27 protein-coding genes are annotated in these 26,985 nt (G+C 74.1%); all 27 read right to left on the bottom strand.

The annotated features are described in order from the left end of the window. Positions 1 to 13 precede the first annotated feature (13 nt). The 27 genes from ACWPWW_RS01320 to ACWPWW_RS01190 all read right to left on the bottom strand — a co-directional run bounded on the left by ACWPWW_RS01320 (position 14) and on the right by ACWPWW_RS01190 (position 26,980). Positions 14 to 646 carry an HAD family hydrolase gene (locus tag ACWPWW_RS01320; protein WP_454048545.1) on the bottom strand — a complete coding sequence of 211 codons (633 nt, stop codon included), beginning with the start codon at positions 644 to 646 and terminating at the stop codon, positions 14 to 16. Continuing rightward, the gene (locus ACWPWW_RS01315; protein WP_454048544.1) at positions 643 to 2,583 is read right to left on the bottom strand and encodes a primosomal protein N' family DNA-binding protein; all 1,941 of its coding nucleotides are present in this window, start codon (positions 2,581 to 2,583) and stop codon (positions 643 to 645) included. Before ACWPWW_RS01315 ends, ACWPWW_RS01320 begins: the two co-directional genes overlap by 4 nt. A gap of 233 nt (positions 2,584 to 2,816) precedes the next feature. Further along, positions 2,817 to 4,025: a methionine adenosyltransferase gene (gene metK, locus ACWPWW_RS01310; protein ID WP_454048543.1), complete on the bottom strand. Its 1,209-nt coding sequence runs from the start codon at positions 4,023 to 4,025 to the stop codon at positions 2,817 to 2,819. A 10-nt stretch (positions 4,026 to 4,035) separates the two neighbouring features. After that, entirely contained in the window at positions 4,036 to 5,274 is a 1,239-nt protein-coding gene (gene coaBC, locus ACWPWW_RS01305; protein WP_454048542.1) for a bifunctional phosphopantothenoylcysteine decarboxylase/phosphopantothenate--cysteine ligase CoaBC, read from the bottom strand. A gap of 13 nt (positions 5,275 to 5,287) precedes the next feature. Further along, a complete protein-coding gene (gene rpoZ / locus ACWPWW_RS01300) occupies positions 5,288 to 5,551 on the bottom strand; it encodes a DNA-directed RNA polymerase subunit omega (protein ID WP_203667121.1) in 264 nt (87 codons plus the stop codon). 47 nt (positions 5,552 to 5,598) lie between these two features. Beyond that, complete coding sequence (gene gmk / locus ACWPWW_RS01295) at positions 5,599 to 6,174, bottom strand: guanylate kinase (protein WP_454048541.1); 576 nt, start codon at positions 6,172 to 6,174, stop codon at positions 5,599 to 5,601. A 62-nt stretch (positions 6,175 to 6,236) separates the two neighbouring features. Next, positions 6,237 to 6,548 carry an integration host factor, actinobacterial type gene (gene mihF, locus ACWPWW_RS01290; protein ID WP_122148508.1) on the bottom strand — a complete coding sequence of 104 codons (312 nt, stop codon included), beginning with the start codon at positions 6,546 to 6,548 and terminating at the stop codon, positions 6,237 to 6,239. A 211-nt stretch (positions 6,549 to 6,759) separates the two neighbouring features. Beyond that, entirely contained in the window at positions 6,760 to 7,617 is an 858-nt protein-coding gene (pyrF, locus tag ACWPWW_RS01285) for an orotidine-5'-phosphate decarboxylase (RefSeq protein WP_454048540.1), read from the bottom strand. Next, complete coding sequence (gene carB / locus ACWPWW_RS01280) at positions 7,614 to 10,934, bottom strand: carbamoyl-phosphate synthase large subunit (RefSeq protein WP_454048539.1); 3,321 nt, start codon at positions 10,932 to 10,934, stop codon at positions 7,614 to 7,616. Before carB ends, pyrF begins: the two co-directional genes overlap by 4 nt. After that, a complete protein-coding gene (carA, locus tag ACWPWW_RS01275; RefSeq protein WP_454048538.1) occupies positions 10,934 to 12,160 on the bottom strand; it encodes a glutamine-hydrolyzing carbamoyl-phosphate synthase small subunit in 1,227 nt (408 codons plus the stop codon). The genes carB and carA overlap by 1 nt, the downstream gene beginning before the upstream one ends. Then, the gene (locus ACWPWW_RS01270) at positions 12,157 to 12,699 is read right to left on the bottom strand and encodes a PH-like domain-containing protein (protein WP_454048537.1); all 543 of its coding nucleotides are present in this window, start codon (positions 12,697 to 12,699) and stop codon (positions 12,157 to 12,159) included. Before ACWPWW_RS01270 ends, carA begins: the two co-directional genes overlap by 4 nt. Continuing rightward, positions 12,699 to 14,051 carry a dihydroorotase gene (locus tag ACWPWW_RS01265; protein ID WP_454048536.1) on the bottom strand — a complete coding sequence of 451 codons (1,353 nt, stop codon included), beginning with the start codon at positions 14,049 to 14,051 and terminating at the stop codon, positions 12,699 to 12,701. Before ACWPWW_RS01265 ends, ACWPWW_RS01270 begins: the two co-directional genes overlap by 1 nt. Beyond that, positions 14,048 to 15,088, bottom strand: coding sequence for an aspartate carbamoyltransferase catalytic subunit (locus ACWPWW_RS01260; RefSeq protein ID WP_454048535.1), 1,041 nt, complete (start codon positions 15,086 to 15,088; stop codon positions 14,048 to 14,050). The genes ACWPWW_RS01265 and ACWPWW_RS01260 overlap by 4 nt, the downstream gene beginning before the upstream one ends. Beyond that, positions 15,085 to 15,669, bottom strand: coding sequence for a bifunctional pyr operon transcriptional regulator/uracil phosphoribosyltransferase PyrR (pyrR, locus tag ACWPWW_RS01255; protein ID WP_454048534.1), 585 nt, complete (start codon positions 15,667 to 15,669; stop codon positions 15,085 to 15,087). Before pyrR ends, ACWPWW_RS01260 begins: the two co-directional genes overlap by 4 nt. 131 nt (positions 15,670 to 15,800) lie before the next feature. Next, positions 15,801 to 16,001 (bottom strand): hypothetical protein, encoded by a 201-nt coding sequence (locus tag ACWPWW_RS01250; protein ID WP_454048533.1) that lies wholly within the window; start codon positions 15,999 to 16,001, stop codon positions 15,801 to 15,803. 351 nt (positions 16,002 to 16,352) lie between these two features. Continuing rightward, positions 16,353 to 16,769: a transcription antitermination factor NusB gene (gene nusB, locus ACWPWW_RS01245; RefSeq protein WP_454048532.1), complete on the bottom strand. Its 417-nt coding sequence runs from the start codon at positions 16,767 to 16,769 to the stop codon at positions 16,353 to 16,355. Position 16,770: 1 nt separating this feature from the next. After that, complete coding sequence (efp, locus tag ACWPWW_RS01240; RefSeq protein ID WP_454048531.1) at positions 16,771 to 17,334, bottom strand: elongation factor P; 564 nt, start codon at positions 17,332 to 17,334, stop codon at positions 16,771 to 16,773. A 111-nt stretch (positions 17,335 to 17,445) separates the two neighbouring features. Beyond that, positions 17,446 to 17,958, bottom strand: a complete 513-nt coding sequence (locus tag ACWPWW_RS01235) for a hypothetical protein (protein WP_454048530.1) — start codon at positions 17,956 to 17,958, stop codon at positions 17,446 to 17,448. After that, complete coding sequence (locus ACWPWW_RS01230) at positions 17,955 to 18,617, bottom strand: hypothetical protein (RefSeq protein ID WP_454048529.1); 663 nt, start codon at positions 18,615 to 18,617, stop codon at positions 17,955 to 17,957. The genes ACWPWW_RS01235 and ACWPWW_RS01230 overlap by 4 nt, the downstream gene beginning before the upstream one ends. Before the next feature lie 85 nt (positions 18,618 to 18,702). Beyond that, positions 18,703 to 19,827, bottom strand: a complete 1,125-nt coding sequence (gene aroB, locus ACWPWW_RS01225; protein WP_454048528.1) for a 3-dehydroquinate synthase — start codon at positions 19,825 to 19,827, stop codon at positions 18,703 to 18,705. Then, entirely contained in the window at positions 19,824 to 20,393 is a 570-nt protein-coding gene (locus ACWPWW_RS01220; RefSeq protein ID WP_454048527.1) for a shikimate kinase, read from the bottom strand. Before ACWPWW_RS01220 ends, aroB begins: the two co-directional genes overlap by 4 nt. Then, positions 20,390 to 21,580, bottom strand: a complete 1,191-nt coding sequence (gene aroC, locus ACWPWW_RS01215) for a chorismate synthase (protein ID WP_454048526.1) — start codon at positions 21,578 to 21,580, stop codon at positions 20,390 to 20,392. The genes ACWPWW_RS01220 and aroC overlap by 4 nt, the downstream gene beginning before the upstream one ends. Before the next feature lie 86 nt (positions 21,581 to 21,666). Then, entirely contained in the window at positions 21,667 to 22,449 is a 783-nt protein-coding gene (locus ACWPWW_RS01210; protein WP_454048525.1) for a hypothetical protein, read from the bottom strand. After that, complete coding sequence (locus ACWPWW_RS01205) at positions 22,446 to 23,138, bottom strand: PilN domain-containing protein (RefSeq protein ID WP_454048524.1); 693 nt, start codon at positions 23,136 to 23,138, stop codon at positions 22,446 to 22,448. The genes ACWPWW_RS01210 and ACWPWW_RS01205 overlap by 4 nt, the downstream gene beginning before the upstream one ends. Continuing rightward, positions 23,135 to 24,190 (bottom strand): type IV pilus assembly protein PilM, encoded by a 1,056-nt coding sequence (gene pilM / locus ACWPWW_RS01200; RefSeq protein WP_454048523.1) that lies wholly within the window; start codon positions 24,188 to 24,190, stop codon positions 23,135 to 23,137. Before pilM ends, ACWPWW_RS01205 begins: the two co-directional genes overlap by 4 nt. A 94-nt stretch (positions 24,191 to 24,284) precedes the next feature. Further along, positions 24,285 to 25,073, bottom strand: a complete 789-nt coding sequence (locus ACWPWW_RS01195; RefSeq protein ID WP_454048522.1) for a prepilin peptidase — start codon at positions 25,071 to 25,073, stop codon at positions 24,285 to 24,287. Continuing rightward, positions 25,070 to 26,980, bottom strand: coding sequence for a hypothetical protein (locus ACWPWW_RS01190; protein WP_454048521.1), 1,911 nt, complete (start codon positions 26,978 to 26,980; stop codon positions 25,070 to 25,072). The genes ACWPWW_RS01195 and ACWPWW_RS01190 overlap by 4 nt, the downstream gene beginning before the upstream one ends. Between the last annotated feature and the right edge of the window lie 5 nt (positions 26,981 to 26,985).

The raw sequence follows: 26,985 nt of genomic DNA, 5'->3' as shown, positions 1-26,985 counted from the left end.
GGCGGCCCGCCGATCAGGCCGGCAGCGCCCCGCGCGCGACCAGCGCCTGCCGCAGCGCCGCCGCCGACGTGAACAGCAGCGCCTGGAACCCGAGCGCGGCGGCGGCCTCGACGTTGCGGGGGCTGTCGTCGGTGAACAGCGTGCGCGCCGGGTCCAGGCCGTGCCGCTCCGCGAGCAGGCGGAACACCCGCGCGTCCGGCTTGGCCACGCCCTCGCGGCCGGAGACCACCACCGCCTCGAGCCGGCCGATCACCGGGGCGGCGGGGACGGCGTGGTGGTAGGTCTCGGCGGACCAGTTGGTCAGGCCGAGCACCCGCACCCCCGCCGCACGCAGGTCGTCGACGACCGCCGCGCTGCCCTCGACCGGGCCGGGCAGCGCGTGCGCGAACCGCTCGACGTACAGGTCGAGGGTCGCGGCGTGCTCCGGGTGCGAGCGGGCCACCTCGGCGCGGGCCTCGTGCCAGGGCCGGCCCGCGTCCTGCCGCAGGTTGAGCGCCGGGAAGTCGACGTCGGCGAAGAACCGCTCGACGTCCTGCGGTGCCAGCAGCCCGTCGAAGGCGCGCGCCGGGTCCCAGTGCACCAGCACGTTCCCCAGGTCGAACACGACCGCCTCGACGAGGTCGTGCGGCTGGTGGGGCGCGATCACAGCATCTCCTCGGGGTCGAGCCGCACGCGGACGGACCCGCCCTCGCGGCGGGCGCTGCGCACCGCGAGCGACGCCGCCAGCGACCGGGCCAGGCCGCGGCCGTGCGCGACGGGCACGCGCACCAGGGTGCGCACGGGCGGGTCGAGCGACTCCTGGACGGCCGTGGTGCCGTGCGCGAGCGGCTCGGGCAGCGGCACCGGGCCCAGCACGTCCGAGTCCGGCGGCAGCTCGACGCGCGCGAGCACCGCCGCCACGACCTCGCGGGTGCCGATCAGCTCGGCGACCCGGACGACCGGCGGCAGCCGGACCTCCGCGCGCTCGGCGAGCTCGCGGGTCGCCAGGCCGACCGGGTCCCAGCGGACCAGCGCCTGGGTGGGTCGCTCGGCGCCGTCGCCGACCAGCAGCACCACGCCGCCGTCCCGCGCCGACCGCACCAGCGCCGCCGCGGCCAGCCAGGTGCGCAGCGCGTCCTCGGCGGCTCGCAGCGACGCGGAGCCGGAGGTCACCGCCGCGTCGAGCAGCACGGCCGCCGCGTACCCGCCCGCGGCCACCGGCTCGGCGCCGATCGTCGACACCACCAGGGCAGGCCGGTCGGGCACCTCCGCGAGCACGCCACCGGCCGACCGCGCGCCGGACGTCCGCACCGTCACGCCCGGGAACGCGCGGCCGAGCTCCTCGGCGGTGCGGTCGGACCCGACGGCCACCGAGCGGAACGTGTCGTTGCCGCAGGCCTCGCACCGCCAGCCGATCGCCAGCCGGCCGCACCAGCGGCACTGCGCCGGGCCGTCGCCGGAGCCGATCTGCAGCGGGCCGTGGCAGTGCCCGCACCGCGCGATCTCGCGGCACCGCCCGCAGGCCACCGCCGGCAGGTAGCCCGCGCGCGGGACCTGCACCAGCACCGGGCCGTCCGCGAGCTTCTCGCGGATGGTGCGCCACGCCTCGCCGGGCAGCCGGGCCGCGGCCGCGGCGCCCTCGCGCGCGAGCTCGACGCTGGTGAGCGCCCGCACCCGCGGGGTCCGCGCGCGCACCACGTCGCGGTCGGCGGCGACCGCGCGCACCCAGCCCGACTCGACGAGCGCCTGCACCTCGGTGGAGCGGGTGTGCGCGGCGAGCAGCAGGCCGCAGCCCTCCAGCTCCGCGCGCAGCCCGAGCACCTCGCGGACGTGCGGGTACGGGGCGCGCGGCTCGGCGTGCAGGTCGTCGCCGTCGTCCCAGCACACCGCGAGCCCCAGGTCCCGCACCGGGGCGAACGCGGCGGCGCGGGTGCCGACCACCACGCGGGCGTGCCCGCGCAGCGCGGCGAGGTAGGCGCGGTAGCGGCGGGCCGGCCCGTCGTCGGCCATGAGCCGCACGTGCGAGGCGTCCGTGCCGTCCGGCGACCACGCGGGGACCCCCGCCGCGGCCAGGGCGGCGCACACCCGGTCGACGTCCCGCGCGTCGGGCACGACGACCAGAGCGCCCCGGCCGCTCGCGAGCGTGGCGGCGGCGGCCTGCGCCACGGCGTCGGGCCACCGCTCCCCGGCGTCGCCGGGCAGCGCGGACCACGCCGCGCGCGGTGACCCGCCGGCGGCGAGGTGGGCCAGGAACGCGGGACCGCCGCGGTACGGCGCCCAGGCGGTGCTCACCGGGTCACCGGCAGGCGCGTCCCGCTCGGCCGGCTCCGTCTCCGGGGGCACCTCGGCCTCGGTGCGGGCGTGCCGCGGGGGCACCGCGAGCCGCAGCACGTCCGCCAGCGTCCCGGCGTACCGGTCGGCGACCGCGCGCGCCAGGCGGCCGACCGCCGGCGTCAGCACCGGCTCGGGCGAGACGACCCGGCGCAGCGGCACGAGCGCGCCGTCGTGGTCGGGCTCGGCGACCCGGTCCAGCACGAAGCCGTCCACGTCCTGCGCGCCGAACCGCACCTTCACGCGGGTCCCGGGCGCGGCCGCGTCGGCCATCGTCGCGGGGACCAGGTACTCGAACGACCGGTCCAGGTGCGCCGGCGCGAGGCTCGACGGCGACGCGCGCGACCGGCAGGCTCGGCAGCGGGCTCGACGTCGACGTCCCGGGCGCGGGCGCGGGCGGCGCGGGCGGGCGGGCGGGGGCGCGTCGAGACCGAGGAGCGTCGGCTGCTCCGGGACCCCCGACGTCGCCGCCGACCCGCCGCCCGTCACCCCTCGACCGGTGCCGGTCAGGCCAGCGCGGAGCGCAGCGCGTCGACGCGGTCCGTGCGCTCCCAGGTGAAGTCGGGCAGCTCGCGGCCGAAGTGGCCGTACGCGGCGGTCTGCCGGTAGATCGGCCGCAGGAGGTCGAGGTCGCGGATGATCGCCGCGGGGCGCAGGTCGAACACCTCGCGGATCGCGGCCGTCAGGCGGTCGACCGGCACGGTCCCGGTGCCGAACGTCTCGACGTAGAGGCCGACGGGGTGCGCCTTGCCGATCGCGTAGGCGACCTGCACCTCGCAGCGGCGGGCCAGGCCCGCGGCCACGACGTTCTTGGCGACCCAGCGCATCGCGTACGCGGCCGAGCGGTCCACCTTCGACGGGTCCTTGCCGGAGAACGCGCCGCCGCCGTGCCGGGCCATGCCGCCGTAGGTGTCGACGATGATCTTGCGGCCGGTGAGGCCGGCGTCGCCCTGGGGGCCGCCGACGACGAACTGGCCGGTCGGGTTCACCAGGAGCCGGTAGTCGCTGGTGTCCAGCTCGAGGCCCGCGGCCTCGAGGACGGGCGTGACGACGTGCTCGGCGATGGCCGGGGCGAGCTCGCCCTCGAGGTGCACGTCGGGACCGTGCTGCGTGGAGAGCACGACGGTGTCGAGGCGGACCGCGCGGTCGCCGTCGTAGCCGACGGTGACCTGGGTCTTGCCGTCGGGCCGCAGGTCGGGCACGACGCCCTCCTTGCGGACCAGCGCGAGGCGCTCGGCCAGCCGGTGGGAGAGCCAGATCGGCAGCGGCAGCAGGCTGGCGGTGTCGTCCGAGGCGTAGCCGAACATCAGGCCCTGGTCGCCGGCGCCCTGCAGGTCGAGCGGGTCGTGGTCCGCGGCGTCCTGCCGGGACTCCCACGCCTTGTCGACGCCCTGCGCGATGTCGGGCGACTGCTGCCCGATGGACACCGACACGCCGCAGGAGTCGCCGTCGAAGCCGATGTCGGAGGACGTGTAGCCGATGCTCCGGACCACCTGGCGGACGATCTGCGGGATCTCGACGTACGCGGTCGTCGTGACCTCGCCCGCGACGTGCACGAGCCCGGTGGTGACCATGGTCTCGACGGCCACGCGCGCGGTGGGGTCCTGCTCGAGGATCGCGTCCAGGATCGAGTCGGAGATCTGGTCGCACACCTTGTCCGGGTGGCCCTCGGTCACCGACTCGGACGTGAACAGGCGCGTGTCAGCAGCAGTCATGCGGCCCAGGCTACTGGGTCCCGGTGACCTGCTCCGGCAGCGCGCGGACCACCGCGTCCCAGATCCCGTCCGCGACGGCGTCCTTGCTGCCCTCGACGTGGCCGACCGGCTCCCCGGCGGCGTCGAGCAGCGTGACCGCGTTGTCCGCCGTGCCGAACCCGCGGCCCCCGCCGACGGCGTTCACCGCGAGCAGGTCGGCACCCTTGCGGCGCGCCTTCGCGCGGCCGTGGTCGAGGACGTCGCCCTCGGCGTCGCCCGTCTCGGCCGCGAAGCCGACGACCACCTGGGGCGCGTCGGTGCGCGGCGGGTCGGCGACCAGCCCCGCGAGCACGTCCGGGTTCTGCACCAGCGCGAGCGGCGGGGCGCTGCCGTCCGCCTGCTTCTTGATCTTGTGCGCCGAGCCGGCCGCGGGCCGGAAGTCGGCGACGGCGGCGGCCATCACCACGACGTCGGCGGCGGCGGCCGCGGCGCGCACGGCGTCCCGCAGCTCGGCGGTGGTCTCGACGGCCACCACGTGCACGCCGGCCGGGGGCCGGACCGTCAGGTTCGCGGCGACCAGCGTCACCCGCGCCCCGCGGGCCAGCGCGGTGCGCGCCAGCGCGACGCCCTGCCGGCCCGAGGACCGGTTGCCGAGGAACCGCACCGGGTCGAGCGGCTCGCGGGTGCCGCCGGCGGAGACGACGACCGACCGTCCGTCGAGGTCGCGCGCGCGGGGCTTGCCCTCCGCGTCGACCAGCGCGAGGGCGGCCGCGGCGATCGCCTCGGGCTCGGGCAGCCGCCCGGGACCGCTGTCGGCGCCGGTGAGCCGGCCCGAGTCGGGGTCCAGCACGTGCACGCCGCGCTCGCGCAGCGTGGCGACGTTGGCGCGCGTGGCCGGGTGCTGCCACATCTCCGTGTGCATGGCCGGGGCCATCAGCACGGGGCAGGTCGCCGTCAGCAGCGTGGCGGCGAGCAGGTCGTCCGCCCGCCCCGACGCCGCGCGGGCCAGCAGGTCAGCGGTCGCCGGTGCGACGACGACCAGGTCGGCCTGGCGGCCGAGCCGCACGTGCGCGACCTCGGGGACGTCGTCGAACACCTCGGGCGTCACCGGGTGCCCCGACAGGGCCTCCCAGGTGGCGCGCCCCACGAACTCCAGGGCCGCCCGGGTGGGCACGACGCGCACGTCGTGCCCCGCCTCGGTCAGCAGCCGCAGGACGTGGGCGGCCTTGTACGCGGCGATGCCGCCGGCGACGCCGAGGACGATGCGCACGTCAGGACGAGGCTCAGGCCTCGTTCGCGGTGACCGTGAGCAGGCCCGCGTCGATCTCGCGCATCGCGATGGACAGCGGCTTCTCCTGCGGGCGGGTCTCGACCAGCGGGCCGACGTACTCGAGCAGGCCCTCGTTGAGCTGCGAGTAGTAGGCGTTGATCTGGCGGGCGCGCTTGGCCGAGTAGATGACCAGCGCGTACTTCGAGTCCGCGCGCTCCAGCAGGCGGTCGATCGGCGGGTCGGTGATGCCGATGGGCTCGGCGACGGTTCCGGACACGGTGGCTCCCGGTGGTTGGAGGGGGTGGCTGGACGAAAGTCTGCCGGTCAGTCTACCGCGACCGGCAGCCCCATCAGGGCGACCAGCTCGTCCGTGGCGCGCCGCACGTCGTCGTTGACCACGACGTGGTCGAACTCGGGCTCCGCCGCCATCTCGACCTCCGCCGTCTGCAGCCGGCGCGCGCGCTCCTCCTCGTCCTCGGTGCCGCGTCCCACGAGGCGGCGGACCAGCTCCTCCATCGACGGCGGCGCGAGGAACACGAACTGCGCCTCCGGCATGGTGGTCCGCACCTGCCGCGCGCCCTGGAGGTCGATCTCCAGGAGCGCGGGCTCACCGGCGGCCAGCCGCTCCTCGACCGGCCGGCGCGGCGTGCCGTAGCGGTTCCGGCCGTGCACCACGGCCCACTCCAGGAGCTCGCCGTCCGCCACCATCGCGTCGAACTGCTCGGGCGTCACGAAGTGGTAGTGCACCCCGTCCACCTCCCCCGGCCGCGGGGACCGGGTGGTGGCCGAGACGGACAGCCAGACCTGCGGGTACCGGGCACGGAGGTCGGCGGACACGGTGCCCTTGCCGACGGCGGTCGGTCCGGCGAGGACGGTCAGCCGGGCGCGCGACGTCGTCATGCTGCTCTGGTGCTCCTGAAGTTGTGCGGCCCCTCGCGGGGCCGGCGACGGTGGGTGCCGGCTCAGCCGAACCGGTCGACCAGCGCCTTCACCTGGTGCGGGCCGAGGCCACGCACGCGGCGCGTCTCCGAGATGCCGATCTCGGAGATGATCTGGCGTGCCTTGACCTTACCCACTCCCGGGAGGGACTCGAGCAGGGCGAGCACCTTCAGCTTGCCGATGGTCTCGTCCTTCTGGCCCTGGGAGATGACCTCGGACAGGGTGCCCTGCGAGTACTTCAGCCGGTTCTTGACCTCCGCACGGGCCTGGCGGGCGGCGGCGGCCTTCTCCAGAGCCGCTGCGCGCTGCTCGGGGGTGAGAGTCGGAAGTGCCACGTGAGTCACCTTCTCATCACAGTTCGACAGGCAGGGACATGAAACGTACGCGGTCCCTGACCCCGGAGCGACGTCGCGCCGGGACCCGCGGACCCCATCTCCCGAGGATGGCACGGGATGGGCGAAGCGGCACGTTCCGGCAGCGTGTCGGCCCCACCCACCTGAACCCGCCCGCCACCGACCGCCCCCCGGCCCCTGCCGCCGGCGCGGGTCAGCCCAGCGCTGCCCCGGCGGCGTCCGCCGCAGACCGGGCGGCGTCGCGCAGGGCGCGGACGTCCGGGCCCGCGGCCAGCACGCCGCGCGAGGACGAGGCCAGCACCGAGGACCGGGCGGCGCCGAACACCGCCGCCAGCTCGGCCGGGCCCGCGCCCTGGGCGCCCACGCCCGGGGCGAGCAGCGGGCCGCGCACGGCGGCCAGGTCGACGCCCAGCCGGGCGGCGGCGTCGCCGATGGTGGCACCCACCACCAGGCCGACCGAGCCGAGGTCTCCCCCGACCCGCGCCAGCTCCGCCGCGTTCAGGGCCGCCGCCTCGCGGGCCACGCGGTCCGCGACGGCCAGGCCCGCGGCGTCCCGGGCGTGCTGCACGGCCGGGCCCTCGGGGTTCGAGGTCAGCGCGAGCACGAACAGCCCGCGCCCCGTGGCCAGCGCCGCGTCGACCGCGGGCGCGAGCGACCCGAAGCCCAGGTACGGCGACACCGTGAGCGCGTCGGCCGCCAGCGGCGAGCCGTCCCGCAGGTACGCGTCCGCGTAGGCGCCCATCGTCGAGCCGATGTCGCCCCGCTTGGCGTCCATGACGACGAGGGTGCCGGTGTCCCGGCCCGCGGCCACGACCTCCTCGAGCACGGCGACGCCGCGCGAGCCGTGCCGCTCGAAGAACGCCGACTGCGGCTTCACGGCGGCGACCTGGCCGCCGACCGCCTCGAGCACGGTCAGCGCGAACCGTCGGAGCCCCTCGGCGTCGTCGGGCAGCCCCCACGCCTCCAGCAGGGAGACGTGCGGGTCGATGCCGACGCACAGCGGGCCGTGCGCCGACATCGCCTCCGCGAGCCGGGCGCCGAACGGCCTCACGCCGTGGTCCCCGCGCGCCGGGCGGCCGTGGCGGCGTCGTGCTCCTGCAGGCTCGCGACGCGGAACGGCCCGGCGAGCGCCGCCTCGATGCCCTGCACCGCGGCGCCGAGCTGCTGCACGGTGGTGACGATCGCCTTGTCGGCCGCCGTCGTGGCTGCACGGATCTCGTAGCCGTCGGCGCGCGCGCCCTGGCCCGAGGGCGTGTTGACGACCATGTCGACCTCGCCGGCGGTGATGAGGTCGACGATCGTCGGCTCCCCCGCCGGGCCGCGGCCGGTCGAGAACTTGCGCACGACCGTCGAGGCGATGCCGTTGCGCCGCAGCACCACGGCGGTGCCCTCGGTCGCGAGGATCTCGAAGCCGAGCTCCGCGAGCCGCTTCACCGGGAACACGATCGACCGCTTGTCCCGGTCCGCGACCGAGATGAACACCCGCCCCGAGGTCGGCAGCCCGCCGAACGCGGCCGACTGCGACTTGGCGAACGCCGTCGGGAAGTCGGTGTCGAAGCCCATGACCTCGCCGGTGGAGCGCATCTCCGGGCCGAGCACGGTGTCGACCACGGTGCCGTCGGCGGTGCGGAACCGCTTGAACGGCAGCACGGCCTCCTTGACGGCGATCGGCGCGTCCAGGTCGATGACGCTCGCGTCGTCGGCCGGCAGCACGCCGGACGCCCGCAGGTCCGCGATGGACCGGCCGGTCATGACCAGCGCCGCCGCCTTGGCCAGCGGCACGCCCGTCGCCTTGGACACGAACGGGACGGTGCGGGACGCGCGCGGGTTGGCCTCGAGCACGTAGAGCACGTCCGACACCAGCGCGAACTGGATGTTCAGCAGGCCGCGCACGCCGACGCCGGCCGCGATGGCCTCGGTCGACGTCCGGATCCGCTGCAGCTCGGACTCCGACAGGCTGACCGGGGGCAGGACGCACGCCGAGTCGCCGGAGTGGATGCCGGCCTCCTCGATGTGCTCCATGACGCCGCCGAGGAACAGCTCGGTGCCGTCGTAGAGCGCGTCCACGTCGATCTCGATGGCGTCGTCCAGGAACCGGTCGATCAGCAGCGGCGGCAGGCTGCCGCCGCGCGAGGTCGCCTCGACGAGCGCGCGGCTGACGTACTCCTCGAGCTGCTCGTCCGAGTAGACGATCTCCATGCCGCGGCCGCCGAGCACGTACGACGGGCGGACCAGCACGGGGAACCCGATCCGGTTCGCGGTCTCCCGCGCGGCGGCCAGGGTGGTGGCGGTGCCGAACGCCGGCGCGGGCAGCCCGGCGGCGGCCAGGACCGCCCCGAACGCGCCGCGGTCCTCGGCGGCGTCGATGGCGGCCGGCGGGGTGCCGAGGATCGGCAGGCCCGCGTCCTGCAGCCGCTGCGCCAGCGACAGCGGGGTCTGCCCGCCGAGCTGCACGATGATGCCGGCGACCGGGCCCGCGGCCTTCTCGGCCTCGTAGACCTCGAGGACGTCCTCGAACGTCAGGGGCTCGAAGTACAGGCGGTCGGCGGTGTCGTAGTCGGTCGACACGGTCTCGGGGTTGCAGTTGACCATGACGGTCTCGTACTCGCCCTTGAGCGCCAGCGTGGCGTGCACGCAGGAGTAGTCGAACTCGATGCCCTGGCCGATGCGGTTCGGGCCGGACCCGAGGATCAGCACGGCGGGCCGCTCGCGCGGGGCGACCTCGGTCTCCTCGTCGTAGGACGAGTAGTGGTACGGCGTGCGGGCGGCGAACTCGGCGGCGCAGGTGTCGACGGTCTTGTAGACCGGCCGGACGCCCAGGGCGTGCCGGACGCCGCGGACGACGTCCTCGCTGTCGCCGCGGAGGCTCGCGACCTGCACGTCGGACAGGCCGTGCCGCTTGGCCCGGGCCAGCACGGCGCGGGTGAGCTCCGGGGCGGCCGCGGTGTCGGCGGCGACCTCGTTGATCAGCTGGACCTGGTCCAGGAACCACGGGTCGATGCCGGTGCGGGCGTAGACCTCGTCGACGGAGACGCCGGCGCGCAGCACCTGCTGGACGTCGACCAGGCGGTGCTCGGTCGGCCGCGAGATCGTCGCGACCAGCGCGTCCAGCTCCTCGCCGGCGGGCGCGACGCCGTCCCAGTGGAACGTGCTGCCCTTGCGGTCGATGGACCGCATCGCCTTGCCCAGCGCCTCGGTGAAGTTGCGGCCCATCGCCATGGCCTCGCCGACCGACTTCATCGTGGTGGTGAGCGTCGGGTCGGCGGCCGGGAACTTCTCGAACGCGAACCGCGGCACCTTGACCACGACGTAGTCGAGCGTCGGCTCGAAGGACGCCGGGGTGGAGCCGGTGATGTCGTTCGGGATCTCGTCCAGCGTGTAGCCGACGGCCAGGCGCGCGGCGATCTTGGCGATCGGGAACCCGGTGGCCTTCGACGCCAGCGCGGAGGACCGCGACACGCGCGGGTTCATCTCGATGACGATGATCCGGCCGGTGTCCGGGTGCACCGCGAACTGGATGTTGCAGCCGCCGGTGTCGACCCCGACCTCGCGGATGACCGCGATGCCGATGTCGCGCATCCGCTGGTACTCGCGGTCCGTCAGCGTCAGCGCCGGGGCGACGGTCACCGAGTCGCCGGTGTGCACGCCGACCGGGTCGACGTTCTCGATGGAGCAGACGACCACGACGTTGTCGTGCTTGTCGCGCATGAGCTCGAGCTCGTACTCCTTCCAGCCGAGGATCGACTCCTCCAGGAGCACCTCGGTCGTCGGCGAGTAGTGCAGGCCCTGGCCGACGATGCGGTGCAGGTCGGCCTCGTCGTACGCGATGCCCGAGCCGAGGCCGCCCATGGTGAACGACGGGCGCACGACCACCGGGTAGCCGAGGTCCTGCACCGCCGCGAGGGCGTCGTCGATGGTGTGCACGATCGCCGAGCGCGCGGACTCGCCGCCGCAGACCTCGACCACCTGCTTGAACTGCTCGCGGTCCTCGCCCTTCTGGATGGCGGGGATGTTGGCGCCGATCAGCTCGACGTCGTACTGCTCCAGCACGCCGGCCTCGTCCAGGGCGATCGCGGCGTTGAGCGCCGTCTGCCCGCCCAGGGTCGGCAGGATCGCGTCGGGGCGCTCCTTGGCGATGATCGAGGTGAGCACCTCGGTGGTGATCGGCTCGACGTAGGTGGCGTCGGCGAACTCCGGGTCGGTCATGATCGTCGCCGGGTTCGAGTTCACCAGGACGACCCGCAGGCCCTCCTCCTTGAGCACGCGGCACGCCTGGGTGCCGGAGTAGTCGAACTCCGCGGCCTGGCCGATGACGATCGGGCCGGACCCGATGACGAGGACGGAGTGGATGTCGGTGCGGCGAGGCATCAGGCGCCCTTCGGGGAGTCGGTGACGTCGGTGGCCTGGCCGGCAGCGGCCGCGCCCGCGGCGGGGTCGCGCATCAGGTCCAGGAACCGGTCGAACAGGTAGGCGGCGTCGTGCGGGCCGGCCGCGGCCTCCGGGTGGTACTGCACCGAGAACGCCGGCAGGTCGAGCGCCGCGAGACCCTCCACCACGTCGTCGTTCAGGTCGACGTGCGAGACCGTGACGCGGCCGTAGCGGCCGCCGTCGTGCGGGGCGACCGAGACCTCGTCGAGCGGGGCGTCGACGGCGAAGCCGTGGTTGTGCGCGGTGATCTCGACGCGGCCCGTGGCGCGGTCGAGCACCGGCTGGTTCACGCCGCGGTGCCCGTAGCCGAGCTTGTAGGTGCCGTAGCCGAGCGCGCGGCCGAGCAGCTGGTTGCCGTAGCAGATCCCGAAGAACGGGATCTTCCGGTCGAGCACCTCGCGGAGCAGCTCGACCTCGTGGGTGGCCGCGGCGGGGTCGCCGGGGCCGTTCGAGAAGAACACGCCGTCGGGCGCCGTCGCGAGCACGTCGTCGATCGACGACAGCGCGGGCAGCACGTGCACCTCGATGCCGCGCTCGGCCATCCGGGCCGGGGTCATCGACTTGATGCCCAGGTCGACCGCGGCGACGCGCGCGACGGGCTCGGCCAGCGGTGCGCCGTCGGGGCCGAGCGCCGTGACGACGTAGGCCGTGTCGGTCGAGACCTCGCCGGCCAGGTCGGCGCCGGCCATCTGCGGGCGCTCGCGGACCTCGGTGACCAGGTCCTCCACCGCGCGGGCGCGACCCGCGCCGTCCCGCAGCGCGTCGCCGGACACGATCGCCGCGCGCATCACGCCGCGCTCCCGCAGGTGCCGGGTGAGCGCGCGGGTGTCGATGCCGGAGATGCCGACGACGCCCTGCGCCGCCAGCTCCTCGTCCAGCGTCCGGCGCGAGCGCCAGTTCGACGCCCGGCGGGCGGGGTCGCGCACCACGTAGCCGGAGACCCAGATGCGCCCCGACTCCTGGTCCTCGTCGTTGACGCCGGTGTTGCCGACGTGCGGCGCCGTCATCACGACGATCTGCTTGTGGTAGCTCGGGTCCGTGAGCGTCTCCTGGTACCCGGTCATGCCGGTGTTGAAGACGATCTCGCCCCAGGTCGTGCCGGTGGCCCCGTAGGCCTCGCCGGCGAACGTCCGCCCGTCCTCCAGGACCAGCAGTGCGTCCGTCATGAGTTCTCCTCATGCCCGCGCGTGGCGGGCGTCGATCCGATCAGAGTCTGTACGGCCGCGCGCAGCTCGTCCCCCTGGCGGGGGTGCCGCAGGCGCAGGCCCGTGTCGAGGCCGCGGGGGTCGCGGCCGGCGTCGGGGGCCCAGGTCAGGACGACCAGCCCCTCGCCGCCGACGACCTTGCCGGCCATGCCGCCGGAGGTGCCGACCGCGCGCAGGGATGCGCGCGGGACGAACACGTCCGGCGCCCCTCGTCGTCGCACCACCACGCCCGCGTCGTGCACCTGGACCGTCGCGACCGAGCGCACGCCGAGGCCGTGCGCGCCGACCCGGTCCAGCCAGTCGCCGGCGCGCGTGCTGGACACGTACGTCGCGTCGAACGCCTCGCTCCGGGCCGCGCCGAGGTCGGCGTCGTCCGGAACCGCCGGCGGGGCGGGCACCTCGGCAGGGCCGCGCTGCAGCCGCCGCCAGCCCTTCGCCATCCCGGCCAGCAGCGCCAGGCCGAGCACGACGAGGATCGTCACCGAGAGCCAGGGCGGCATCAGGGCGTCACCCGCCCGGCGGCGTAGCGCGGGTCGGCCGCGTCGTCCTGCGGCACCCCGTCGAGCACCGTGGCCCGGCCGCGCAGGAACGTCGCGACGACCCGGCCCGGCAGCTCCCGGCCGCGCATCGGGGTGTTCTCCGAGGCGGTCGCCTGCTCGGCGGGGACCACGACCCGGCGCGCGGCGGGGTCCACCAGCACCAGGTTGGCGGGCTCCCCCACGGCGATCGGGCGGCCGTGGCCCTCGACCCGGCCGATCCGGGCGGGCGTCGTGGACAGCACCCGGGCGACGTCGGCCCAGGTCAACGCCCCGGTGTCGACCATCGTCTGCTGCACGACCGACAGCGCGGTCTCCAGCCCGGTCATGCCGAACGCGGCCGCGGCCCACTCGCAGTCCTTGTCCTCGCGGGTGTGCGGGGCGTGGTCCGTCGCGACGATGTCGATCGTGCCGTCCGCCAGGCCCGCGCGGACCGCGTCGACGTCGGCCTGGGTGCGCAGCGGCGGGTTGACCTTGAACACCGGGTCGTAGCCGCGCGCCTCCTCGTCGGTCAGGACCAGGTGGTGCGGCGTCACCTCGGCGGTGACGTCGATGCCCCGCGACTTGGCCCAGCGGATGATCTCCACCGACCCCGCCGTCGACAGGTGGCAGACGTGCAGCCGCGACCCGACGTGCTCGGCCAGCAGGACGTCGCGGGCGATGATCGCCTCCTCGGCGACCGCGGGCCAGCCCGCCAGGCCGATCTCCGCCGAGACGACGCCCTCGTGCATCTGGGCGCCCTCGGTCAGCCGGGGCTCCTGCGCGTGCTGCGCCACCACGCCGTCGAACGCCTTCGTGTACTCCAGCGCGCGGCGCATCAGCACCGGGTCGTGCACGCACTTCCCGTCGTCGGAGAACACCCGGACCCGCGCGGCGGAGTCGGCCATCGCACCGAGCTCGGCGAGGTGCTCCCCCGCGAGACCGACGCTCACCGCCCCGACCGGGTGCACGTCGACCCAGCCGGCCGCCGTGCCGAGCCGCCACACCTGCTCGACGACGCCCGCGGTGTCCTGCGTCGGCGTCGTGTTGGCCATGGCGTGCACCGCGGTGAACCCGCCGACCGCCGCGGCACGGGTGCCGGACGCGATGGTCTCGGCGTCCTCGCGACCCGGCTCCCGCAGGTGGGTGTGCAGGTCGACCAGCCCGGGCAGGAGCACCATGCCGGTCGCGTCGATGATGTGCAGGTCGTCCGGGGCGTTCTCGGAGGCGTCGCCCGCGTCGGGGCCGATCGCCGCGATCAGGCCGCCCGCGACCAGGACGTCGGTGACGTCGCCGCCGAGCGGCGCCACGTCCTTGAGCAGGTACTGGGTGGTCATGCGATCGCTCCGGTCGTGCTCGTGCTGGTGCTGGTCGGGGCGGGGACGGCTCCGGTCGCCGGGGGCGCGCCGGTGTCGCCGTCGCCGGCGAGCAGCAGGTAGAGCACCGCCATCCGGACGGCCACGCCGTTCGCGACCTGCTCCACGATCACCGAGCGCGGCGAGTCCGCCGCGACCGCCGAGATCTCCAGGCCGCGGTTCATCGGGCCGGGGTGCAGCACGATCGCGTGGTCCGGCAGCGTCGCGAGCCGGCGCGCGTCCAGGCCGTACAGCCGGGTGTACTCCAGGGGGCTCGGGAAGAACCCGCCGCCCGCCGTCGACATCCGCTCGCGCTGCACGCGCAGCATCATCACCGCGTCGGGGCCCTGCGCGAGCACGTCGTCCAGCCGGTAGGACACCGCGGCCGGCCAGGGGCCGACGCCGACCGGCAGGAGCGTGGGCGGCGCCACCAGCGTGACGCGCGCGCCCAGCGTGTGCAGCAGGTCGACGTTGGACCGCGCCACCCGGCTGTGCAGCACGTCGCCGACGATCGCCACGTGCAGGCCCGCCAGGTCGTTGCCCACCCCGTCGGGGTTCTGCGGCGTGCCCGTCAGGTGCCGGCGGATCGTGAACGCGTCCAGCAGCGCCTGCGTCGGGTGCTGGTGCATGCCGTCACCGGCGTTCACCACCGCGGCGTCCGTCCAGCCCGCGTGCGCCAGCGTGTGCGGAGCGCCCGAGGCCTGGTGCCGGATCACGATCGCGTCGGCGCCCATCGCCTGCAGGGTCAGCGCCGTGTCCTTCAGCGACTCGCCCTTGGAGACGCTCGACCCCTTGGCCGAGAAGTTGATGACGTCCGCGCTCAGCCGCTTGGCGGCCGTCTCGAACGAGATGCGCGTGCGCGTGGAGTCCTCGAAGAACAGGTTCACCACCGTGCGCCCGCGCAGCGTCGGCAGCTTCTTGATCTGCCGGCCCTGGGTCGCGGCCATCTGCGCGGCGGTGTCGAGCACCCGGATCGCGGCGGCACGGTCCAGGTCGGTCGTGGCGAGCAGGTGCCTCATCGTCCGGCCCCGCTCTCGATGACGACGGCGGTCCGGCCGTCGGTCTCGGCCAGCAGCACGCGCACGCGCTCGGCCGTCGACGTCGGGAGGTTCTTGCCGACGAAGTCCGCGCGGATCGGCAGCTCGCGGTGGCCCCGGTCGACCAGCGCCGCCAGCTGCACCGCCCGCGGCCGGCCCAGGTCGTTCAGGGCGTCCAGCGCCGCGCGGATCGTCCGGCCGGAGTAGAGCACGTCGTCCACCAGCACGACGACCTTGCCGTCGATGCCGCCCGCCGGGACGCTCGTCGCGCCGATCGTGCGGGTGGGGTGCTGCGCCAGGTCGTCGCGGTACATCGTGACGTCGAGGCTGCCGACCAGGTGCTCCGCGACCAGGCCGGGCTCCACGGCCGCCAGCCGCTCCGCCAGCCGGCGCGCCAGCGGGACGCCGCGGGTCGGGATGCCGAGGACGACGAGGTCGTCGCCGCCCTTGTTGCGCTCGAGGATCTCGTGGGCGATGCGCGTCAGCGCGCGGGCCACGTCCTGCTCGCCCAGCACGACGGTGGCTGCGCCAGCGTCGTCGGGCACGGGGGTACCGGAAGTCATCCGGGCCGTCTCCTTCCCCGCCTCACGGGACGGTGTTAAAGGAATGCCTGTCCCGGGCACCTTACAGGGCGAACCGGACAGCGCCCGGCGTGCGTCCGCGAGGTGGCGGCGTGACCCGCACCACTGCCGGATCAGTCGGCGTCCTGCTCCGCGAGCAGCTGCCAGGCCGTGTCCATGTCGGCGAACTCGGCGGCGTAGCACCGCTCGTCGTCCCCGCTGTCGACGGCAGCGCCGGGCAGCCGGTACTCGAGGACAGGGCCCGAGTCGTCGAGGAGCTCGACGGTGAACCCGGCCCGGTCCATGCACGCGACGTACCGCTCGTAGGCGCGCACCTAGGCGTCCCGGTCCACCGCGGTGGTGCACGCCGACACCGTGCCGAGCGCGACGAGCGCCGCGCCGGTCCACACGTACCGGCCCCTGGTCCGACCACCCATGCTGCTCTCCCTCCGGGGCACGCGCGCCGTCCGGGCGCGCGTGGTGCTGGAGGTCGGGAACGGCGGCACCCCGGTGGCCGGCTCGCTGCGAGCGAGCGGCGGAGGCGTTCGTCGACCGTGTCGTGCACTCGCGACGCTAGTCACCACCTCGGGCTCGGCACCAGCCCCGGATCGCGACGACGTCGGCCACCGACGGCAGTGGCCCCCTCCCCGCGAGACGGGAGGGGGCCACGGCACCGTGCGCTGCGCTCAGGCCAGGAGGGTCGGCTTCAGGTCGACCAGCCGCCCGAGCAGGCCGTTGACGAACCCGGGGCTCTCGTCCGTCGACAGGCTGCGCGCCAGCTCGACGGCCTCGTCCACGGCGACCGCGTCGGGCACGTCGTCGTTGAACAGGATCTCCCAGGTGCCGATCCGCAGCAGCTCGCGGTCGACCGCGGGCATGCGCTCGATCGTCCAGCCGTGCGAGTGCGTCGCGATGACCTCGTCGATGCGCGCGCGCTGGGCCTGGACGCCCTCGACCAGGTCGACCGAGTACTGCGGCAGGGCCGCCTCGGTGCCGGGCTGGGCGATCCGGTCCCGGAGCACGGTCAGCGGGTCGAGCCGGCGCTGCTCCGCCTCGAAGAGGACGTCGAGGGCCCGCTTGCGGGCCTTGGTGCGTGCACCCACGTCAGTCGTTCACGCGACCCAGGTAGCTGCCGTCGCGGGTGTCGACCTTGACCTTGGTGTCCGTCTCGAGGAACAGCGGCACCTGGATCTGGTAGCCGGTCTCCAGCGTGGCCGGCTTGGTGCCGGCGGAGGAGCGGTCGCCCTGCAGGCCGGGCTCGGTGTAGGTGACCATCAGCGTGACCGACGGCGGCAGCTCGACGTACAGCGGCACGCCCTCGTTGGTCGCGACCATCGCGCTGGTGCTCTCGAGCATGAAGTTCGCGGCGTCGCCGACGGTGGCGGCCGGGACGGTGATCTGGTCGTACGTGCTCGTGTCCATGAACACGAAGTCGTCGCCGTCCTTGTAGAGGTACTGCATGTCGCGCTTGTCGACGTTCGCGGTCTCGATCTTCAGGCCCGCGTTGAACGTGCGGTCGACGACCTTGCCGGAGAGGACGTTCTTCAGCTTGGTGCGGACGAACGCGCCGCCCTTGCCGGGCTTGACGTGCTGGAACTCGATGACCGTCCAGAGCTGGCCGTCGATCTTCAGCACGGTGCCGTTCTTGAGGTCGTTCGTCGTCGCCACGTGTCGCTGCTTCCTGTCCTGGGGTGCGTCGGTCGGCCGCCGCGCGCACCCGCGGGTCGCGGACGGGGCTGGGCCGCCGACCATCCTAGCGTGCGGGCGGCGACCCCGGCTTCAGCGGGTCAGCAGCCAGCGTCCGAGCACGCCCACCCCGGCCGACCAGACCAGCGAGGCCAGCGTGCCGATGACGAACCGCTCGGACACCGCCGGGTCGTCGCCGGTGCGCAGCTCGGGGTAGCGACCCAGACCCTTCACCGCGACGACCACGGCCACGCCGCCGGGCTCGCCGGCGAGCAGGCTGCCCGTGACGGCGAGCCGCTCGAGGACGCCGATCCAGGTGCCGCCGCGCAGCTTCTGCCGGGCGCGGTCGCTGTCCGGGCCGTCACCGGCCGGGCCACCGCGTGCGCCACCCTTGGCGGGCTTCCGGTTGGCGCGGCCCTTGCGGTAGGCGGCGTCGTGCCGGTTCGCGGGCTCGGGGACCTGGGCGGCCTGCGGACGAGCGCCCCCAGCGGGACGCCGGCTCCCCCGGTCCGCCAGCCGCAGCACGCCCGCGGCGACGACCCAGCCGAAGCCGCCGCTCACCACCAGCGCGCCCACCACGACGGCGGCTCCCCACAGCGGCGTCATGCCTCCCCCTCGCGGTCGTCCGGCTGCCCATCGTGGCCGGAGCCGCCGGCGAGCCGGAGCAGGCGCGCCGCAGCGGGCCGGGCCGCGACCTCCTCGAACCACAGCGCGGTGCGCAGTCGCTCGCTCACCGCCTGCTGGCTGATGCCGAGGTCCGCCGCGACGTCCTCCTGGCGGGGCGCTGCTCCGGCGGTCATCCGGTCGACCACGGACCACCCCGCCGGCGTGCGGCGGGCGACGACCGCACCGAGCAGCGTCAGCACCGCCTCCGCCTCCGCCGCCACGTCCGGCCGCTCCCCCCGCACCGCCAGCGGCACGCCACGTGACCGGGACTTCGCCGCGTCGACGGCCTCGCGGGCGTGGATGAACGCGCTGCCCGACGCCTCACGGGACGACGCCGGGAGCGGGGTGTCGACGCCCCCCACCCCGATGCCGATGCTCCAGCCGCCGATGCGCACCAGGTGGAGGGCCAGCGCGACGACCAGGTCCGGGTCGGCGAGCACCCCCTGGACCTCGTCGCCGACGGTCCGGTCGAACGGCAGCACGACCGCACCCGGGGCCGCGGTCACGAGCGGCGAGCGGGCGGCGAGGTCGTCGAGCAGCGCGACGACCCGGTCGCCGACGCGGCGGCTGCCCTCCTGGTCGATCGTCATCGTCCACATGCGCACAAGGGTAGGACCTTGTACGTCGCGATACAAGGCGAGAACCTTGTACGGAGACCTACAGGGCTGGGGCCTTGTGCGGACCTCAGCCCAGCGACAGACCTCGCGGCGCCGCCGCACCCTCGGCGATCTCCGCGTACGCCGCGACCAGCAGCGTCGGGTCGGGCCCCTCCAGGCGCGCGGGCCGGGCGACGTCCTCCAGCACGACGAACCGCAGCAGGTCGCCGCGCGTCTTCTTGTCCCGGCGCATCGCCGCGTGCAGCTGGTCCCACCGGTCCCCGCGGTACGTCGTCGGCAGGCCGAGCCCGGTGAGGATCGACCGGTGCCGGGCCACCACCGCGTCGTCCAGCCGGCCGGCCAGCCGCGCGAGCTCGGCGGCGTAGACCATCCCGACCGCGACCGCCGCGCCGTGCCGCCACGAGTACCGCTCGACGTGCTCGATCGCGTGCCCGAGCGTGTGCCCGTAGTTGAGGATCTCCCGCAGCCCCGCCTCGCGGAGGTCCTCCCCCACGACCCGGGCCTTCACGGCGACCGCGCGCTCGACCAGCTCGGCCAGCACCTCGGAGCCCGCGGCCCGCACGGGGTCGGTGACCTCCGGGCCGTTCGCCTCGACCAGCTCGAGGATCCGCGGGTCCGCGATGAACCCGCACTTGACCACCTCGGCCAGCCCGGCCACGTAGTCGTGCTTCGGCATGCTCTCCAGCGCCGCGAGGTCGCACAGCACCCCGGAGGGCGCGTGGAACGTGCCGACCAGGTTCTTGCCCTCGACGGTGTTGATGCCGGTCTTGCCGCCGACGGCCGCGTCGACCATCGCCAGCAGCGTCGTCGGGACGTGCACGACCTTGACACCGCGCAGCCACGTCGACGCGACGAAGCCCGCGAGGTCGGTCGTCGCGCCGCCGCCGAGACCGATGATCGCGTCGCTGCGCGTGAAGTCGGCCTGGCCCAGCACCTGCCAGCAGAACGCCGCCACCTGCGCCGACTTCGCCGGCTCGGCGTCGGGGACCTCGGCCAGCAGCGCCTCGTAGCCGTGCGCGGTCAGGTCCTCGCGCACCACGTCCGCCGTCGTCGCCAGCGCGGCCGGGTGGATCACCAGCACCTTGCGGACGCCGTCGCCCAGCAGCCGCGGCAGCTCGCCCAGCAGGTTCCGGCCGATCACGACCTCGTAGGGCTGGTCTCCCCGGACCTCGACCGTGCGCGTCCCGCTCATCGTCCTGCCTCGTTCCCGGCGCCGTCGCCGTCGTCCGCGCGCTGGTCCGCCAGCGCCTCCTCGATCCGCTCCGCCACCTGCGCCGGGCTGACGCCGTCGGTCGACACCGCCACCGTCGCGACGGCCTCGTACACCGGGCGGCGCTCGGTCATCAGCTGCTGCCAGCGCGCCCGCGGGTTGCCCAGCAGCAGCGGGCGGGACTGGTTGAAGCCCACCCGCGGCGCCGCGTGCCGCAGCGACACGTCGAGGAACACCACCACGCCGCCCGCCTCGCGGTACGCGGCCAGCAGCTCCTGCGTCTCGGGGTGCAGCACCGCGCCACCGCCCAGCGCGAGGACGCCGTCGTGCTCGACCAGCGCCGTGCGGACCGCGTCGTGCTCCAGCTCCCGGAACCGCGGCTCCCCGTCCTCGACGAAGATGTCCGGCACCGACTTGCCCGCCAGCCGCTCGACGTCACCGTCCGTGTCACGCGGCGTCAGGTGCCAGCGTCGGGCCAGCGCCAGCGCGACGGTCGACTTGCCCGAGCCGGGCGGCCCGACCAGGACGACCCGCGGCCGCGGCGTCATCGGAGCAGGTCGGGGATCGACGCGACGTACGCCTCGAGGTTGCGCCGCACCTCGCCCACCGAGTCGCCGCCCGTCTTCTCCAGCAGCGCGTCGGCCACCACGAGCGCGACCATCGCCTCGGCGACCACAGCCGCCGGCGGCACCGCGCACACGTCCGAGCGCTGGTGCTGCGCCTTGGCGGGCTCGGCGCTGGAGGTGTCCACGGTGTCCAGCGCGCGCGGGACCGTCGAGATCGGCTTCATCGCGGCGCGCACCCGGAGGATCTCGCCGTTGGTCATGCCGCCCTCGAGCCCGCCCGCGCGGTTGCTGCGGCGCCGGATCACGCCGTCGGCGTCCCGCTCCATCTCGTCGTGCGCCTGCGAACCCCGGCGCGTCGCCGTGCGGAAGCCGTCACCGACCTCGACGCCCTTGATCGCCTGGATGCCCATCAGCGCGCCCGCCAGCCGCGCGTCGAGGCGCCGGTCCGCGTGCACGTACGAGCCCAGGCCCGAGGGCAGGCCGTAGACCAGCACCTCGACGACCCCGCCGAGGGTGTCGCCGTCCTTGTGGCACTCGTCGATCTCCGCGACCATCGCCGCCGACGTCGCCGCGTCGAAGCAGCGCACCGGGTCCGCGTCCAGCGCCGGGGTGTCGTCCGGGGTCGGCAGCGGGGCGTCGTCCGGCGCCGCGACCGGGCCGATGCCGACGACGTGCGACACGAGACGGATGCCGGCGGCCTGCTCGAGGAACCGCTGGGCGACCGTGCCGAGCGCGACCCGGGCCGCCGTCTCGCGCGCCGATGCCCGCTCCAGCACCGGCCGGGCGTCGTCGAACGCGTACTTGCGCATCCCCACCAGGTCCGCGTGGCCCGGGCGCGGGCGCGTCAGCGGGGCGTTGCGGGCACGGTTCAGCTTCTCCGGGTCGTCGACCGGGTCGGACGACATGACGTCCACCCACTTCGGCCACTCGGTGTTGCCGATCTCGATGGCCACCGGGCCGCCCTGCGACTCGCCCAGGCGCACGCCGCCGAGGATGCGGACCTCGTCCTGCTCGAACTTCATGCGCGCACCACGGCCGTAGCCGAGCCGGCGCCGGGCCAGGGCGTCGCGGATGTGGGCCGACTCGACCTCGACCCCCGCGGGGAGGCCCTCCAGCACGCCCACCAGGGCGGGGCCGTGCGACTCACCGGACGTCAACCAACGGAGCATGGGGCGGAGTCTTTCATGTCGCGGGGACGCGACCGCGCCCCGGTCCACGTCGTGGGCCGGGGCGCGGGGTGGTGCGGGTCAGGCGTTCAGTTCACGGGCGCGAACGGATTCGCCTGACCCGACGGCACGGGCAGCGCTGCGCCTTGCTCTTCGACGGCGTCGGCCATCAGGTCGGTGCCGTCCGGGAGCAGGTAGATGTACGCGTTCGCCACGAGCTCGACGTCGCCGCGCACAGTTGCCGGGCGGCCACTCACGGCACCCTGCTCCGTCTGGCTGGTCGCCGTGAACCCCGTGACGAGAACGAGCCGTGACGCCTGCTCCTGGATCCCCTTGAGGAACGCCACACCGGCATCGTACGAGCCCAGGGTGGTGAAGCTGACGGGGACCGCGTAGACCCCGGTTCCGGTCGCTGCTGCGACAGCAGCAGACGGATCGGCCGCCGCCGCACCCTCGGTGGTCGCCGCGTCGGTCGCGCTGGCGTCGGCCGTGGACGCGGGGTCGACGGTCGCTGCCGCGCTGACGAACGCCTGCGGGCTGCTCGGGGCGAGGCCGGTCACCGTGACGCCCGCAGCGCTGGCGAGCTCCTGGAGCTCGCGAGTGAAGCCGGACAGGTCCGCCGTCGCGGGGACCTTCGTGCGGACGTCGGCCAGCTCGCCTCGCAGGGTGTCGATCTCCGCGAACTGCTTCGCGAGCTGAGCCACCTGGATCTCGAGGAGGTCGGCGCGAGCGAGCTCGTCCACGGTCTGCGTCTGGGCGTCCGACGCCGAGTCGAGCGTCGGCGACACGGCGAAGAACCAGGTGAGCGCGAGGATGCCGAGTGCGACGAAGGCGGTGCCGGCGATCCACGTGGAGGTCGACTTCAGGTTCACGAGGGGTCCTCCGTAGCAGTGGCGAACCGGTTCGCGTAGGCGGACGAGACGATGTCGACGGTGCCCGACACCTGGAAGAACACCGCGCCGTCCTCATCCGACAGCGTCGCGGTGGTGAACCACGGGTTGGAGAAACCCGGCACCGTGCTGAGCGCGTCGGTCCACGCCGCCGTGTCCGGGAGGGACGCCGCGCGGGCGGTAAACGTGATCTGGCCGACCGCCAGGAGCTGGAGCTCGGAGGCGCTACCCGCCCAGGGGGCCATCGGTGACCCCGCGTCGGTGATCACCGAGTCGTAGGTGACCCCGGCCGGCGTGACTGCCTGGAGCGCCGAGAGGTACGGAGCCCAGAGGACCTCGGTCGACGTACCTACCTGCATCGCTCCCTCCACCTCGGCGATCTGGCCGAGAGTGAGCGGAACCTCCGCGTACTTGGCCTGTTCGCCCTGCAGACGCTGGGTCTCGGCCTGGGCTTCCGCCAGGTCGGCACGGGCCTGCGCGGCGAGGAACAGCGAACCGGCGTAGCCGGCGAGAGCGAGCAGCACGATCACCAGGAGGAGCACCCCGAGCCGCTTCTGCGTCGCGCGCAGCCGCCTGGCGTCCCGGATCTCCTGCGGCAGCAGGTCCACCTGCGGCCAACCGGTGGTCAGCAGAGGACGGGCGGGGGCCGGCGCGTCCTTGAGCGCGGTCATGCTGCGATCCCGAACGCCAGGCCGACCGCGGTCACGACCGTCGGCTCGGGAGGGGTGCTGGTCACGGTCCGAGCTCTCCTCAGGGTGGTGAGCGGCTCCCCGAGAGCGACCGGGAGCCGGCTCGAGCTCGCGAGGTACTGACCCAGGCCGGGAAGGAAGCTGCCACCACCCGAGAGCACGATCTGCTGGACCCCCTTGCCGGGGTGGCCGCTCGCGAAGTAGACCATCGTGTTGCGCACGGCCTCGACCAGCGAGGAGGTGACCTCGCGGACGACCTCGCGCGCGTTCTCGAGGGTCGGGTCGACGGCGAGGCCGACGCCGACCTGACGCTTGACCTGCTCGGCGTCGGCGTGCGCGATGTTGAGCGTGTTGGCCACCGCATCCGTCACGTCCTGGCCCCCTGCGGGGAGGATGCGGACGAACTGCGGCGTGCCGTCGATGACGATCGTCACGTTGGTGACGCGCGCGCCGATGTCGACGAAGGCCCAGACGCCCGAAGCCAGCGTCCCACGCGCCTGGACGCGGGCGACCGCGAACGCGTTGAGATCCACCTGGACCGGGCGCAGGCCGGCAAGGGTCACCGCACGAGCGTTGGCCTGCACGGTCTCGCGCGTCGCCGCGACCAGGAGGCCGTGGTGGATCGGCCCGTTCGGGCCGACCTCGGACGACGTCGGGAGGTAGTCGAGGATCGCGTCCTCGACGGCCATCGGCAGCGAGTCCTGCACCTGGAACGGCAGCGACGCCTTGAGCTGTGCCTGAGGCATCGCCGGCAGATCCAGGTCGCGCACCAGGACTCGCTGGTTACCCAGCCCGATCACCACGTCCTTGGAGCCGAACTTCTGCTCGTTCCAGAGCTGCTTGAGGGCGGTCGCGACGGTGTGCGGCTCGGCGACCTCCCCATCGCGCACGGCGCCAGGAGGGAGAGCCCGTGCCCCGATCCGCACGAGCGTCGCGTCAGCGCGCCCGGACGGCCCGGTCCCCGTGAACTCGACCTCGGCGGCGCGCACGTGCGTCGTCCCGATGTCGAGGCCGATCACCCGCGGCTTTGCCACAGCATGTCCCCTTCCGGAAGTGTCGTCCTGTCCATCGGCCGGGGTCTCGGTGTTCTTGAGGCACCCGCCACCACCTCACCCGCCCGCGCCCTCGTCATGCGAACACACCGAGGTACGCGGTCCACAACGGCTCACCCACGGCGATGCCCAGTGCGGCGCCTGCCAGCATGAACGGACCGAACGGAATCTCCGAGGTCCGCGCCAGACGTCGGGTGATCAGCCCGGGCAGCACGGCGACACCGGCGACCAGGAATGCGGCGAACGCGCCGATCAGCAGGCTCCCCCACCCGTGCCACGCGAGCACCATGCCGAGCACTCCGGCGAGCTTGACGTCACCGAAGCCCATGCCCCGCGGGTAGACCACCATCGCGACGAAGTAGAACGCCCCGAGCACCACGCCGCCGAGGAGTGCCCGCCCGAGTGCGCCCGCTTGCCCGTCCGCCGACGGAGCCCACGTCGCCAGCGTCAGCAACGCGGCGACGACCGGGTAGGCCGGCAGGACCAACGCGTCCGGGAGCCGGTGCAGCTCGACGTCGATCGCCGTCAACGCGACCGCCCACCCGACCAGGTAGAGGTAGAGCGGCAGCGACCAGTCCCAGCCGACGGCCACCGCGACCGACCCGAACAGCACCGCCGTGACGATCTCCACCACGGTGTAGCGCACGGAGATCGGCGCGCCGCAGTCCCGGCACCGGCCTCGCAGCAGCAGCCACGACAGCACCGGGACGTTGTCCCGTGCACGGACCCGGTGCCCGCACGCCGGGCAGGCGCTACCGGGGCTGACGACCGACTCCCCACGCGGCACGCGCCAGATCACGACGTTGAGGAACGACCCGATCAGCAGACCGAGCACCGTGACCAGGACGACCAGCGCACCGGTCACGGAACGGAGGCCCGGATGGCGTCCGGCGTGTCGACCTCACCGCTCACGCGCAGCGTGAACTGGGCGTTGACCCACTTGGGGAAGTACGGGGGCCAGCGCGACTGCAGGCGGTCGTCGTACACGTACAGCTTGGTGTAACCGGACGTCCCCTGCCGGGCCACGATGCCGCGCCAGCGCTGGGCGATCGAGCCCCTCACCATGAGCTCGCCCTTCTGCGGGCCCTCGGAGTACTTCTGCACGTAGAAGGAGTGCTGGAGCGTCTGGATCGACGCCGCGATCTGGACCCCGCTCGTCGGCCAGATCTTGCCCTCCACAGGGTCGATGTACCGCGTGGGCCAACCCGACGTCTCGCCGATGCCGCTCACCTCGGCCCACTTGTACGCGCAGTTCCAGGAGCAGGAGGGGGTCTTCTTGACGGCGTCGACCGTGCCGACCCGGGGGTGGAACACCTCGACGGCGTTGGTCGCGACCAGACCGAGCATGTCGCCGCTCGAGTTGCCCACACCCTCCTTCATGACCAGGTCGCCCGTGACGATGATCGACTGCGCGGATGCGGCCGTCACGGCACCGTGCAGCACGCCCTCGATGTAGAGGTTGCCCTCGCCGCAGTACCGGGTCTCGTCCGTCATGTTGGTGTCCACGGTGTAGCTCGCGCCTGCGGCCGGGGCGGACGCGTGGCTCGCGGCGTAGGACCCGAGCGGCAGGGTCCGGCCTTCCGGCCCGCCCAGCTCGTCCTTGTAGCACTGCCGCTTCGTCACCGTGTCGGGGGCGGTGGCGACGTAGATGACCATGTCGTCCGGTACCGGGACCCTGGCACCTGCCGCCGAGTCGAGGGCGTCGAGGCTGCCGCAGGTCGGGGGCAGCTCCCCCAGCTCTCCGATCGCCACCGGCGCGGTGTTTCCGTTCACCGACTTCTTGTTCCACACGGTCATGTACCCGTCTGCGCTGAGCACGACCCGGGTCGAGCCGTAGTAGTGGCAGCCGGGATGGTTCGCGAACTCCGCCGAGGTGTCGGCCAGGAAGCGCGGCTCCGAGTACGTGGGGCGGCTCTGGAACGTCGTGCTCGAGCTGCCGGCGCGCAGGCACTGGGAGGTCCAGCTCGCGACTGTCGCCGTCACGTTCTGGCACTGCGGGTACGCGGTCTCGAACGCGCCCTGGAACTCACCGCCGACACTGAGGATCGCGTCGTTGCTGAACACCGAGCCGTACAGCACATCCTGGTCGCCGAACTGGATCTCCTGGCAACGGGTGCCGACGTTGTTGTAGATCGTGCTGCGTCCGTCCCACCAGAGCCTGGAGCCCTCATAGCTGGTCTTGCCGCAGTAGTCGTGCGGAACACCGGCGGTGTAGGCCTGGGTGTTGGCAGGATCGGCCGACTCCCGGTCCGTGTAGTAGACGTAGTCGGTCGAGCCGCCCTTGCCCACCGTCGCCTGCACGGTGCGGGTGACGTCCTGGACCCGACCGGTGACCAGCAGGTCGACGGCGTCCTTGTTCTTGTTGGCCGCCATGTTCTGCACGGCGACGTGGAACCAGGCCGCGTCGTGGCTCTCGTCCGCGGGTGACACCGGCAGCCAGCCCGCCTCCGTCGAGGCGTTCCAGCCGCAGGTGTTCGCGTCCGTCACCGGGCCCTTCCACGACTCGTTCGAGCAGTCGACGAGGTCGCCGTACCCGGGGTCGCGGTTCAGGCGGGAGATGAAGTCGTCGACACCCGCCTGCGCCGCGGCCATCGCCGCACTGTAGTCCTGGTCGTAGCGGGCGAACCGCTGCCCGGACATCGTGTAGGCGAGCGCGGTCATCGCCAGCATGGCGAGCACGAGCATCGAACCCACGACCACCACCAGCGCGGCGCCGTCGTCGTCACGACGGCGCGCGATCCGGTGCAGCACCCCGCGGTGCGATCCACTCATGGGTC

The sequence above is a fragment of the Cellulomonas sp. Marseille-Q8402 genome (genome assembly GCF_965119525.1).
This window is presented reverse-complemented; position numbering and strand designations above follow the sequence as displayed.

Bases quoted from the DNA above. Each gene is read 5' to 3' on its own strand.
- ACWPWW_RS01315 (WP_454048544.1), bottom strand. From the start codon at position 2,583: ATGGCCGACGCGGCCGCGCCCGGGACCCGCGTGAAGGTGCGGTTCGGC.
- metK (WP_454048543.1), bottom strand. From the start codon at position 4,025: ATGACTGCTGCTGACACGCGCCTGTTCACGTCCGAGTCGGTGACCGAG.
- gmk (WP_454048541.1), bottom strand. From the start codon at position 6,174: ATGACGACGTCGCGCGCCCGGCTGACCGTCCTCGCCGGACCGACCGCC.
- carB (WP_454048539.1), bottom strand. From the start codon at position 10,934: ATGCCTCGCCGCACCGACATCCACTCCGTCCTCGTCATCGGGTCCGGC.
- carA (WP_454048538.1), bottom strand. From the start codon at position 12,160: ATGACGGACGCACTGCTGGTCCTGGAGGACGGGCGGACGTTCGCCGGC.
- ACWPWW_RS01270 (WP_454048537.1), bottom strand. From the start codon at position 12,699: ATGCCGCCCTGGCTCTCGGTGACGATCCTCGTCGTGCTCGGCCTGGCG.
- ACWPWW_RS01265 (WP_454048536.1), bottom strand. From the start codon at position 14,051: ATGACCACCCAGTACCTGCTCAAGGACGTGGCGCCGCTCGGCGGCGAC.
- ACWPWW_RS01260 (WP_454048535.1), bottom strand. From the start codon at position 15,088: ATGAGGCACCTGCTCGCCACGACCGACCTGGACCGTGCCGCCGCGATC.
- pyrR (WP_454048534.1), bottom strand. From the start codon at position 15,669: ATGACTTCCGGTACCCCCGTGCCCGACGACGCTGGCGCAGCCACCGTC.
- ACWPWW_RS01235 (WP_454048530.1), bottom strand. From the start codon at position 17,958: ATGACGCCGCTGTGGGGAGCCGCCGTCGTGGTGGGCGCGCTGGTGGTG.
- ACWPWW_RS01230 (WP_454048529.1), bottom strand. From the start codon at position 18,617: ATGTGGACGATGACGATCGACCAGGAGGGCAGCCGCCGCGTCGGCGAC.
- aroB (WP_454048528.1), bottom strand. From the start codon at position 19,827: ATGAGCGGGACGCGCACGGTCGAGGTCCGGGGAGACCAGCCCTACGAG.
- ACWPWW_RS01220 (WP_454048527.1), bottom strand. From the start codon at position 20,393: ATGACGCCGCGGCCGCGGGTCGTCCTGGTCGGGCCGCCCGGCTCGGGC.
- aroC (WP_454048526.1), bottom strand. From the start codon at position 21,580: ATGCTCCGTTGGTTGACGTCCGGTGAGTCGCACGGCCCCGCCCTGGTG.
- ACWPWW_RS01205 (WP_454048524.1), bottom strand. From the start codon at position 23,138: ATGACCGCGCTCAAGGACGCGCCGGCCCCCGCCCGTCCTCTGCTGACC.
- ACWPWW_RS01190 (WP_454048521.1), bottom strand. From the start codon at position 26,980: ATGAGTGGATCGCACCGCGGGGTGCTGCACCGGATCGCGCGCCGTCGT.